The 12,270-nt window shown below is 50.7% G+C and carries 8 protein-coding genes; 7 read left to right on the top strand and 1 reads right to left on the bottom strand.

Features of this window, described 5'->3' with window-relative positions:
* Positions 1-114: 114 nt before the first annotated feature.
* The 4 genes from AC3RCL_RS15950 to AC3RCL_RS15935 all read left to right on the top strand — a co-directional run bounded on the left by AC3RCL_RS15950 (position 115) and on the right by AC3RCL_RS15935 (position 7,054).
* Positions 115-1,767 carry an extracellular solute-binding protein gene (locus AC3RCL_RS15950; RefSeq protein WP_374705879.1) on the top strand — a complete coding sequence of 551 codons (1,653 nt, stop codon included), beginning with the start codon at positions 115-117 and terminating at the stop codon, positions 1,765-1,767.
* A gap of 87 nt (positions 1,768-1,854) precedes the next feature.
* Positions 1,855-3,615, top strand: a complete 1,761-nt coding sequence (locus AC3RCL_RS15945) for a sensor histidine kinase (protein WP_492530616.1) — start codon at positions 1,855-1,857, stop codon at positions 3,613-3,615.
* Positions 3,608-5,230: a response regulator gene (locus AC3RCL_RS15940; protein WP_192571778.1), complete on the top strand. Its 1,623-nt coding sequence runs from the start codon at positions 3,608-3,610 to the stop codon at positions 5,228-5,230. Before AC3RCL_RS15945 ends, AC3RCL_RS15940 begins: the two co-directional genes overlap by 8 nt.
* Positions 5,231-5,386: 156 nt before the next feature.
* Complete coding sequence (locus AC3RCL_RS15935) at positions 5,387-7,054, top strand: glycoside hydrolase family 43 protein (protein ID WP_492530613.1); 1,668 nt, start codon at positions 5,387-5,389, stop codon at positions 7,052-7,054.
* A 105-nt stretch (positions 7,055-7,159) separates the two neighbouring features.
* On the opposite strand, the gene AC3RCL_RS15930 is transcribed toward AC3RCL_RS15935, so the two are convergent.
* Positions 7,160-7,933, bottom strand: coding sequence for a helix-turn-helix domain-containing protein (locus tag AC3RCL_RS15930; RefSeq protein WP_192571780.1), 774 nt, complete (start codon positions 7,931-7,933; stop codon positions 7,160-7,162).
* 320 nt (positions 7,934-8,253) lie between these two features.
* Between AC3RCL_RS15930 and AC3RCL_RS15925 the strand changes: the two genes are divergently transcribed.
* From AC3RCL_RS15925 to AC3RCL_RS15915, 3 genes are all read left to right on the top strand, one after another.
* On the top strand, positions 8,254-9,552 hold the full coding sequence (locus AC3RCL_RS15925; RefSeq protein ID WP_492536385.1) for an endo-1,4-beta-xylanase: 1,299 nt from the start codon (positions 8,254-8,256) through the stop codon (positions 9,550-9,552).
* A 98-nt stretch (positions 9,553-9,650) separates the two neighbouring features.
* Entirely contained in the window at positions 9,651-10,685 is a 1,035-nt protein-coding gene (locus tag AC3RCL_RS15920; protein WP_492536383.1) for an endo-1,4-beta-xylanase, read from the top strand.
* A gap of 49 nt (positions 10,686-10,734) precedes the next feature.
* Positions 10,735-12,255: a glycoside hydrolase family 43 protein gene (locus tag AC3RCL_RS15915; protein ID WP_492530610.1), complete on the top strand. Its 1,521-nt coding sequence runs from the start codon at positions 10,735-10,737 to the stop codon at positions 12,253-12,255.
* The last annotated feature ends 15 nt before the right edge of the window (positions 12,256-12,270 follow it).

Here is a 12,270-nt window from a genome sequence, read left to right as displayed (position 1 = left end):
GTAAGTAAAAAAATGTTTATTGTGGGCCGGAGCCTTTAAAGTATAATAATACAATTAATCGATAGGAAAGGGTGTTATCTGTTGCTGATCATCGTAAAGAACTTCTCCAAGGTCATGCTAAGCGCTTTACTGTTTGGTTCAACACTGGCGTCTTGTCACCAAAGCAGCGGTATCGACCACAATCGGGGGCCGGAAACACGCGGGGAGGGCGTATACAACGATAAGTCATTAAGCGTTTATCATCCGCCGATCGAAGTCACGCTTGTGAGAGAAATCGGCGACGGCTTGGAAGATATTCTGAAGGCATTGCCTGATGAAACGCTGGAGGACAATCGCTGGAGTCAGTTGTACGAACAAGTTCTTGGCATTCAAATCAAATACAAATGGGCTGTGAGAAGCGAACAATACCACAAAAAGCTGGATATTATGCTGGCTTCAGGGGACATTCCGGATATCGTCAAGGTCAATGCCCAGCAGCTCAGGCAATTGAGTCATGCCGGTCTGATCCAGGATCTGACGCAGGCTTATGAGGAATATGCTTCAGCTTTGACTCGGCAAGTTCATCGTCAGGAAGGGAGCGGCACCCTGGAATCCGGCATAATCGGTGACAAGCTGATGGGCATACCAGAGACCGATTCCTCTATCGAAAAGGCGATGTTTCTGTGGATTCGAACGGATTGGCTGGACCGATTGGAACTCTTGCCTCCGCAAACGATGGATGATGTCCTGGCAATTTCGAAAGCGTTTACAGAACAGGATCCCGACGGAAATGGCCAACAGGACACCTATGGAATAGCGGCTACCCAATATTTGTGGGACCCCGTCATGGGCTTAACCGGATTCATGGCCGGTTATGGAGCCTACCCGAACATATGGCTTGAAGACGAGAGCGGCAAACTCGTATACGGAGGCATTCAGCCCGAAGTGAAACAGGCGCTCAAAGCGCTTCAGGATATGTATCGCAACCATGAAATCGAGAGTGAATTCATTTTTAAAAACGGAAGCAAAGCAAAACAGCTCATAGCCGATGGGAAGATCGGAATGGCCTATGGAGAGCAATGGGGAGCATTCTTGTTTCAATCCAGCCGAAGCGGCGATCCGGATGCAGAGTGGCAGGCTTTTCCCATTGTTACTGACTCCGGCAAGGCGCCAAAGGTTCCGCTTAAATTTACCACAAGTTCTTTTTACGCCGTAAGAAAGGATTTCGCTCACCCGGAAGCGATTCTGAAAATGTTCAATTTGCATCTTGAAAAAAATTGGGGCAAAACGGCCGAGTACGGGACTTACTACAACGATTCCTCGCCCGTGTGGGGTCTATCTCCCGTGACTCCTTTCCCTGCTGATAAAAACCTCGAAGCCTACCGGCAAATCGCCGAAGCGCGTCGACAAGGCTCGACGTCACAGTTACAAGGTGAGTCCGGATTCATACAAGACCGAATCGATCGATATATGGATAAGAAAGAAGACAGCGAATCCGGCTGGGGATGGGAAAAAATCTACGGGGCATCCGGTGCGATGAGTATCCTGGACCAATACGAGAAAAACGATCAGTTGTTATTCGATGCATTTGCCGGCGCTCCGACCGAAACCATGATCGAAAGAAGAAACATTCTGGACAATCTTCAGCATGATTACTTCGTTAATATCATCCTCGGCGAACCCGTCGACCAATTCGACAGGTTTGTCGAGGAATGGTATCGGCTTGGCGGCGCGGACATTACGGCCGAAGTGAATCAATGGCATGAGGACAAGAAAGGCCGTCCATAGAACCATGAGCCCCGCAAGCATGATTGGCTTCAAAGGCCATCAGGCGGCTAATCATCAAGCATATTCACACGCATCGGAGGAGTTTAATTGCTTAAGTTACCCGTGAATTCCATTCGTAATACCATCTTTATTCGATTGGTTGCTACCTATCTATTCGTTATTCTTCCGCTTATCATTCTCGGTGTTTATCTGTATAACTGGAGTTACCAATACGCTAGCCAGGAAATATCCAAAAATTCGCAAGCGCAACTTTCGGCTTACCTGGACGGGTTGAACCGGGAAATCGAATGGTTGGAAATTCAGCAATACGATATTTTGCAGGACGGGGAACTCAACAAAATGGCGCTGACATGGGAGATGATGAGCACGGTCGATAGAAAAGCAAGCCTCCATTATTTGCTGCCTCGACTGGTCTCCATCAAAAACAGCAGTGTCTACATAAAAGACGTATTCGTTCATATCCGCGGCATGGATAAAACGATTTCAGCCATGACCGGGATGAACCCATTCGACTCGAGACGGTATAACAATGTCCAAGTAGGAAAGGCGCGCGGCAATGCGAGACTCTTGCAGATCGACGATACGCTCCATCTTGTAGCGGCTAAATACGGAGCTAGAAAAGGGGAAGAGCCGTTCCTGATCGTTCAGATCGAACTGGATCCGAGCAAACTCAGGGAATCCCTGATGCAAATCAGCGTATATCCGGAAAGCGGGGCTTTTATCGTCTCCGAGCCGTCCGGATTTGCTCTGGCCAGCCATGAGGAGGCGGATCGTTTAATGGGAGGGGCCATGCAGGCCATCCCAAATGCGAATCGCCAAATGATAACGATCGGTACAGCCAGGTATCTGATCGATAAGGCGTATTCCGACAAGCTGAAATTATCCGTGTTCACCTACTTGCCTACCGAGGTGGTGAAGCGGCCGCTAAGTAAATTTTATGTCTGGGCCTGGCTGTTTGCAGGCACGACGCTCTTAGCCATCGCCATCTATGCCGTATCGACATACAAGCTGGTTCATAAACCGCTGCTCCTGCTTGTCCAAAGCTTCAGGAAAATGGAAGATGGCATGTTTAATATCCGGATCAGGCATGGACAAAGGGATGAGTTCGGCTATTTATACGATCGATTCAATCATATGCTTATCAAGCTGCAGCATTTGATTGATCAGGATTTCAGGCATAAGCTCATGATGCAAAGGGCGGAGCTGAAACAGCTCCAATCCCAGATCAATCCCCACTTTTTATATAATAGCTTCTTCATCTTGAGTTCCCTGGCCAAAACGGGGGATGTCGCGCAAATCGAGTTGTTCACGAACATGCTTGGAGAATATTTTCGATTCATTACCCGCAATGATGCGGACAACGTTCCATTGCTGGAAGAGACAAGGCATTCCCGCATTTATACCGAGATTCAAAAGCTCAGATTCTCAAGGCGGATCCGCGTTCAATTCGGGGAGCTGCCGAAGGAAATGGAGACCATCAAGGTGCCGCGATTGATCATTCAGCCTATTATCGAAAACGCCTATGAGCACAGTCTCGAAAAAATGCAGGATGAAGGTTTGCTGCATGTAGCGTTTCATTTGGATAATGACGAAGCCTCCATCGTGATTGAAGAAAATGGAAACGGGCTGACGGATAACGAAATCGAAGCGCTAAACAGGCGGCTTGAACGGACGTCCGAATCCGTTGAATCCCCTGAATCCCCTGAAGTGACGGGCCTTATCAACATCCATCGGCGAATTGCCTTAACGTACGGGGAAAGCAGCGGATTAGTTCTTTCAAGAAGTCCATTGAATGGATTGAGGGTCCAGATTCGAATCAGGCTGACGGAGGGGAATGGACATGTATAGATTGCTGGTCGTCGACGATGAAGAGATTATTACGAACAGTTTGTTCGAAGTATTTCATCAATGGATGCCCGAAAAGCTTGATGTTTGCCGGGCCTACTCCGGCAAGGAAGCGCTGAATTGGATGTCGCGCACGAGAATCGACATCGTTCTGACGGACATACGCATGCCGGGCATGAGCGGATTGGAATTGACGGAGAGCATCCGCGCTCTCTGGCCAAGGTGCAGAATTATCTTTCTGACCGGGTACAGTAATTTCGATTACGCTTATCAAGCGATCCAGATGCCCAATATTCGCTATTTGTTGAAGACGGAAGGTTTCGATAAGGTCATGGAGGTCGTGAAGGAAGTTATCCATGAAATCGAGAGCGGCAACCGCATGAAAGAATGGCTTAAGCAATCTCGCATGCAGATCGAAGCGCTGGAGTGGATGGAGCAGGGGGAGTACTTCCGGCAATTCGTAGCGGACAGCAGCTTGCTTGGAGCGGATAACGAAGCGATGATTGACGATTTCCAAACCTTGAACATTGGGCTGGATCCGAAACTCCCTGTACTGTTAGCGCTTGGCCGCGTAGCGTATTCAGCAGGCAAAGCATATGCAGAAAAGAAAAATGGCCATCGATCGGTAAGATGGATATGGAATTCTTTTATGGAGGAGCATGTCCGCAGCATCGGCGTCGTGGACAAACACGGGGATTTATTATGGCTGCTCCAGCCGCGGTCCGAGAACCCAACCGGGGATCGTCTGGTTCTTTATTTGGAGGGTACGCTTGAACTCATCCAGGAAGCCTGCCTTGATTCTCTTGAACTTACCGTATCGTTCACCATAAGCGGCTTCCCGTGCCGGTGGGAGGATGTGACACCACAGTATGAACGGCTGCGAAGGCTGCAGCAGCTAAAGCTGGGCGACGGAATTCCGATGATTCTCAAGGATCAAACCGACTCTGACAAATCGCCGCACTGCAAGGAAGGAGTGGAGGCGAGTCATAAGGCGGACATCTTGGAAGCACATTTGGAGGCCGGAAGGGAAAATGAATTTATGGAAGAATTGGAGCAGATGTCGGAATTCGTGCTGACCGTGGACGATCTTCATCAGCACGCTGCCCAAGCTTATTATTCTATTGCGCTGGTGTTGTATGCGAAGCTGACCCGGCTAGGTCTTCAGGATCCGACCGGTGAACGGGGAAAGCTGCTGGACTTGGAAGGCCATGATTCCATGAAGGAAGCTTTTCGGTATTTGAGGCGAACGGCCGAAGACATCTTCGCTTTCAAACGAATGGATGAGCGAGGCAAAACGGCGCATGTCATTGATCGGGTATGTCAATATATCGAGGAGCATTTGGATCAGGACGTGACCCTTGTGCATCTTGCCGAACGCTATTATTTCAATCCGTCCTATCTATCGCGCTTGTTTAAGCAAGAACGGGGAATCAACATCTCCGAATATATCGAAAAATGCCGAATACGAAGAGCCAAGGAGCTGCTTAAGGAAGGGGATTTGAAAGTAAGGGACGTGGCTCCTCTTGTCGGATACGATGCCGCCCATTCCTTCACCCGCTTCTTCAAAAAGGCGACGGGGTTAACGCCTCAGGAGTACCGGGACAATCTCGTGAATTAGGCCGGCCACCTACCATTAGTCCGGTGTTTTCAGATGGAATGTCGGGTTGTTACCTTGCTTAGCAAGAGGTACACTTTTTACGACCACTTCCGGAATGTCGACCCGTAATGGGAATGACAGGTCGCCAAGTAACGATGGAGGAGGGCGTGTTCAGGGATGAAGCCCGTAAAGCCGTTACTGGTCATATCTACCGTATTCGCGTTCGTTTGCATAATGTTTGTCTTTGCAAACCTTGCGAATCGTGGCCAAGACGATCCAAAACTGTTAAACCAGGAGTTGAGTGACCAGATGAGTGATGAAATCAAAGCAGGCAAGGCGGGAACTGAAATGATGGACCAGGGCAGCAGCAGCATGGATACGATTCGGGATGCGGACAGCACCCGCAGCGAGCCGTACGCGGTCGCGATCGGCAAGATTCCTCCGAATGGGAATCCGGTCGTCTCGCATAAATTCGGCGCGGATCCCTATGCGCTGGCAGTAGACGGACGTGTATATTTATATAACACGTATGACGCACTAGAGTATGACGGTGACGGGAACGTCAAGGACAACAGCTACAGCACGATCAACAAGCTGTCCGTCATCTCTTCTTCGGATTTGGTCAATTGGACCGATCACGGCGCAATCCAGGTTGCAGGACCGACCGGCGCTGCCGCATGGGCAACGCAATCATGGGCACCAGCGGCCGCGCACAAGGTGATTCACGGGGAAGATCGATTCTTCCTCTATTTTGCCAACAATGCCAGCGGCATCGGTGTACTGACGAGCGACAGCCCCGTTGGCCCGTGGATAGATCCTATAGGAAAGCCGCTGATCACAAGAAACACGCCTGGCGTGGAAGGAGTCACGTGGTTATTTGATCCCGCCGTACTCGTTGACGATGACGGGAAAGCCTATATCTACTTTGGCGGCGGCGTTCCGGAAGACAAAGCCGAAATGCCGGATACGGCACGCGTCATGCAGCTTGGCGAAGATATGGTCAGCGTGCTTGGAGAAGCCGTCACGATTCCGGCTCCTTATATGTTCGAGGATTCAGGAATCAACAAGTTTGGTGGAAGGTATTACTATACGTACTGTTCCAATTTCTCCGGAGGAACGCGGCCGGAGAACAGTCCTCCTCCAGGCGAGATCGCTTATATGGTCAGCGAGCATCCGATGGGACCCTGGACGTATCAAGGGACTATTTTGAAAAATCCAGGGCATTTCTTCGGGGTCGGAGGGAATAATCATCACGTCATCTTTCAGCTCCGACAAAACTGGTATATTGCCTATCACGCCCAAACGTTGTCGAAATCCATGGGGGTTCCCAAAGGCTATCGCTCAACCCATCTGAACCGGGTTTATTTCGAGCCGGAGGGTACCATCAGGGAGATTGAAGCTGACATGGAAGGCGTGAAAGGGATCCAGCCGCTCAATCCTTTCCAACGAACGGAGGCGGCAACGATGGCATGGAATGCCGGAATTCAAGTCGATACGTCTACGGCTGCTGAGGACTCGCAGGGCGGCCCGATACTGACGGTCACGGACATCCATGACAAGGATTGGATCGCTGTGGCCAATGCTGATTTCGGGAAAGGAGCATCTGCGTTTACGGCTTGGGTCTCGGGTATATATGCGGGAGGGCGGCTGGAGCTTCGGCTGGATCGTCCGGATGGAGAACGGATCGGTACGGTGGACGTACCGCCTTCATCCAGTACGGAACAGCGTAGGGAATTCTCCATAGAGGTTTCGGGCGCATCCGGCATCCATCATCTTTACTTCGTATTTACCGGGCAGCGGGATCAGAGGCTATTTGATTTCGAAGCATGGAAATTTCATCATTGATTGCTGATATTGCCTGTTCGTTAATAACATGATTGCAATCTAAAAAGGCGCTCTCGAAAAAAGCAGCGCCTTTTTTAGGTTTCGAGGTTATAATGTACGTACAAGTTAATGCTGGCCAGAGGCGATCTGAACTGTCTGCGATCCATGCATTTTTCTAAACATGTTAGCGCTTACGCCGGCATAGGACTTGAATTTTTTATAGAACCAGTCCATATCGTTATAACCCACCATGTCAGCGATTTCGTATATCTTCATGTCGGTGTGTACCAGCAAGAATTTCGCTTTCTCCATCCTCTGCTGCAACAGATATTCGTTAAAGGTCATCTTCTCGTGGAACTTGAATTTTTGGACTAAATAGGAGTAGTTGAAATGCATCCGCTCGGCAATTTCTTTCAAGGTGACGTTTTGATACTTCGAATCTTCCAAGTATTCCTTGACCTCTTGAATGACCTGATCCTCCTTTTCCGCATGGACATGGGACACTCTAAGACACGGATTCCCGTCACCGGAATCGGTTGCCGGCGTGATCATCTGCAAGCTGGAGCTGAGCTCTTCGATCGTGAACGGTGCTGGCAAATAATCGTTGACTTGCAGCTGCAAGGCTTTCCGGGTCCAATAAAAGTCCGTGCTGCCTCCGGCAACAATGATAGGGACCCGGCTTACGCACCGGATTTGTTCGCATAACTCCATGCCTGCGGAATCTGAACCGAACGCATGGATAATTACTACCGTGTAAGGCTCCAAGGCAACGAATTGCATAGCGGACGAGGAGGACCTGACGCAGCGGCACCGCGAGCATCTCAAATCATTCCAATCCGGCAGGCTTCCCGGTGTTTCTACATCATGAGTTTCCAGATCAACAAGCAGAATATCATGCACAATGCTTCCCCCTAACTTCTTTGTAATAACGCTTACATACGGTTTGATAACATTATGGGGAACGGAAGGCTGGATCACAATGTGCCGATCTTTATATTTCTAACCGATATTTACTTCTTACTGAATATAACCGGTATGTGAACGCGTAAGAAATTTTGACAACCTGAGATTGGACGGGTGAAGGACCCCAATTTGGCAGGTTGTTGCAAAAACAATGTAAGCGCTAATATGGAGTTATGACCATTCGGGCGGGGTTCCGGGTTCCGTACCGGATTTCTGTTTTTTGCTCGAAGCGGAAAGGAGGCAGTGTTTTGCTTCGTATGTCTAAACTCGGCAGATGGGCGGTAACGTCAGTGGCAACTGCGGTGGCAGCGTCCGTTGTTCTCCTCTTAAGCGTGTCCTATATGGACAGCCGCAACAAGCAGGCCGCGGAAAGTCAGGCACAAGGAACACTGGAGGAAGGAGCCGCGGAGCTAAGGGGGAACTCCGAAGCGTCGAACGGGAATTCGAGTGCCGAATCCCCAGCCAGGGCAAACAAACCCGCGTCTACTGAACCGCAGGCACAACCGTCTGTACGGCAAGATATTCCATCGCTTCATGAACTATTCGAGGAGGATTTTCCGATCGGCGCCGCGATCGAACCGAATCAGACCAACGGCCCATCGTCGGAGCTGCTGAAGAAGCATGTCCGCTGGCTGGTGGCGGAGAACGCAATGAAGCCGGATGCGATCCAGCCATCGGAAGGCCAGTTTAAATGGACGAACGCCGACCGAATCGTGGAATTTGCCAAGGAGAACAACATGCAAGTCCGTTTCCATACCCTGGTCTGGCATACCCAAGTTGGTGCATGGTTTTTCCAAGATGCGGAAGGCAAGCCGATGGTGGATGAGACAGACCCCAAGCGCCAGGAAGCGAACAAAAAATTGCTGCTGGAACGCCTGGATACCCACGTAAGGACGATCGTCGGCCGATATAAGGGCGAGATTACGTCATGGGACGTGGTGAATGAAGTCATTGAACCCGGGGATCCGGACGGGATGCGCGCGAGCGATTGGTATAAAATTGCCGGTACCGATTACATCGCAACGGCTTTTCGAGCGGCTCGGGAAGCCGGAGGACCTGAAGCGAAGCTCTATATTAACGATTACGGAACGGATAACCCTGTGAAAAGGGACCGTTTGTTTCAGCTGGTGAAAGATTTGCTGGAGCAAGGTGTTCCGATCGACGGTGTCGGACATCAGACGCATATTGACATGTATGGTCCATCGGTGGATTCCATCATCGCGTCGATGCGAAAATTCGCGGAGCTTGGCCTCGACAATCTCGTCACCGAGCTCGACATGAGCATTTATGCCTGGAACGACCGCAGCGATTACGGCCAAGATCTCCCGCAAGAAATCCTAAACCTGCAAGCCGAACGATATGGCGAGTTGTTTAAGGCATTCCGCCAAAACAAGGACATTCTTAGCGGCGTCGTGTTTTGGGGCATCGCCGACGATCATACCTGGCTTCACGGTTTTCCGGTCGAACGTACCAATGCGCCTTTGCTGTTCGATCAACGACATCAGCCCAAACCGGCATTTTGGGTCGTTGTTGAGGCGGCGAAGACCGAGTTATAAACAGACGTTACCGCAGAGTCGAGCAAGAATTATGGATAAACAATTGTATAGCTCGATGCCGATTACCGAAAAAAACGTGATAAGGAGAAAGCCGAATGATGAGAATGAATGTGGAGAAGCTGCCCAAGCTTCATGAAGCCTTTGGAAATAGCTTCAACATCGGAGCTGCCGTGAATCCGATCACGACGGTGACCCAAAAGGAATTGTTGACGCACCATTTCAACAGCGTTACGGCGGAAAATGAAATGAAATTCGAGCGATTGCACCCATCGGAAGAGGTATATACATTCGAGCAAGCCGACCAGATTATATCGTTTGCCAAATCGAACGGAATGGCGGTGCGAGGACATACCCTCGTATGGCATAATCAGACGCCGGAATGGGTGTTTCAAAACAGCTCCGGCGGAAAAGCCGGCCGCGAGCTGCTGCTTGCGCGGATGAAAGCGCACATCGATGAGGTGGTTGGCCGTTATCACGGAGATATCCATGCTTGGGATGTCGTGAACGAAGCCATTGCCGACAGCGGAAGCGAACTTCTTCGTTCTTCCCCGTGGCTTGCGTCAATCGGGGAGGATTTTATCGCCAAGGCATTCGAATACGCGCATGAAGCGGATCCGCAAGCGCTGCTGTTTTATAACGATTACAACGAATCCGTACCGGAGAAGAGGGAGAAGATTTACGCGCTCCTTAAATCGTTAAAGGAGCAGGATGTGCCGATTCACGGCGTCGGGCTTCAAGCTCATTGGAATCTGGAGTTCCCTTCGCTTGACGATATCCGCAGGGCCATCGAAAGATATGCAAGCCTTGACCTGATGCTCCATATAACGGAGCTTGACGTATCCGTTTTCACGCATGAGGATAAGCGGACCGATCTGGCGGCGCCGACGGAAGAAATGCTTGAGCGCCAGGCGGAGCGTTACGGACAATTGTTCCGGCTGCTTAAAGAGTACAGCGGCAGCATAACTTCCGTAACCTTCTGGGGCGCGGCGGACGATTATACCTGGCTGGATCATTTTCCGGTAAGGGGCCGCAAAAATTGGCCGTTTGTCTTCGATGAGAATCATCATCCGAAGGAATCTTACTGGAACCTGTTGAAGGAAGCCAGGGCAGATCAGACATTTCAGGATGTTTGATCGCGCACCGTTCCCAGCAGTCTCCAATAGTTGAAGGGAGAAACCATCTATGAACAAGACATTGATCACAAATCCGATCATATGGGCGGACGTGCCGGATGTGGATGTCATCCGCGCAGAGGATGCTTATTATATGGTCAGCACCAGCATGCATTCGATGCCGGGTTGTCCGATCATGAGATCCGAGGATTTGATGCATTGGGAAATTGTCGGTTACGTATATGATACGTTCGAAGACAATGAGGCCCATCGTTTGGAAGACGGCCAAAATATATACGGGCAAGGATCCTGGGCGGCCAGCCTGCGCTATCATCAGGGCAAATTCTATGTTTGTTTCTCCAGCAACGATACCAGGAAATTTTACTTGTACTGCACGGACAATATCGTTCAGGGGCCGTGGCAGCGTTCGGTCATCGACGGACTTCGGCATGATCCGGGCCTGCTCTTCGATGATGACCGCGTCTTCGTAATCTACGGCAACGGGGATATTTACATCACCGAGCTGACCGCGGATACCACGGCTCTTAAATCGGACGGAATCCACCAGCTGCTGTTCAAAACGGAAGCGGAGGGTATCGGACTTCGCTGCGAAGGCTGCCATGCCTATCGAATCAACGGTTATTATTATTTGCTGTTCATTGAATGGCCGAAGGCAGGCGTCGGCAACGGCCGGCGCAGACAAATCTGTTACCGGTCACGGGAATTGCTCGGCCCCTATGAACGAAGAATCGTATTGGATGACGATCTCGGATACCGTAACAAGGGAATTGCCCAGGGAGGAATATTCGACACGCCGGATGGCAAGTGGTACGCGATGCTGTTCCAGGATCATGATGCCGTCGGCAGAATCCCGTGCTTGGTGCCGGTGGCCTGGGAGGAGGATTGGCCGGTGTTCGGCATGGAAGGCAAGGTGCCGGAACGGTTTGATGTCGACTTGCCGCAAGGCGCGGAGAAGCCGCTCGTGATCAGCGACGAATTCGAATACGAATCGGATAAGCTGGCGCTGAATTGGCAGTGGAACCACAACCCGGATCATCGGCTGTGGTCGGTGACCGAACGCCCCGGTTTCCTAAGACTGACGACGGGCAGCTTGGCTGCAGGCGTGCTTCAGGCGCGCAATACGTTAACGCAACGTACGGAAGGGCCTGCTTGCATGGGATTGGCCTTGCTGGATACGGATCGTATGAAGCCGGGCGATCGAGCTGGGCTTGTTGCCCTGCAAAGCCATTTCGGCACCGTAGGCGTTAAGGTGGCAGAAAACGGCGACAAGTTCATCGGGATGAGCGTGAACGATGGGGATGGCCTAGAGAAGGAGCTGGAAACCGTACATTTTCACGGCAGGGATGTGCATTTGAAAATCCATTTTGATTTTGAAAACAGCAAAGATGTGGCTTCCTTTCATTATTCTGTCGACGGGTCGGAGTGGATGCCGATCGGCGGAGAGCTGAACATGCGGTATACGTTGGATCACTTTATGGGTTATCGGATCGGGTTATTTTATTATGCCACCACGCAAATCGGCGGCCATGCCGACTTCGATTATTTCCGCTACGAAAAAGCCGAACGGTAGAGCAGGAGGATGACG

Source organism: Paenibacillus sp. MT86, assembly GCF_058792535.1.
Note: the sequence above shows the minus strand (reverse complement) of the source record. Positions and strands in the feature narration are given on the sequence as shown.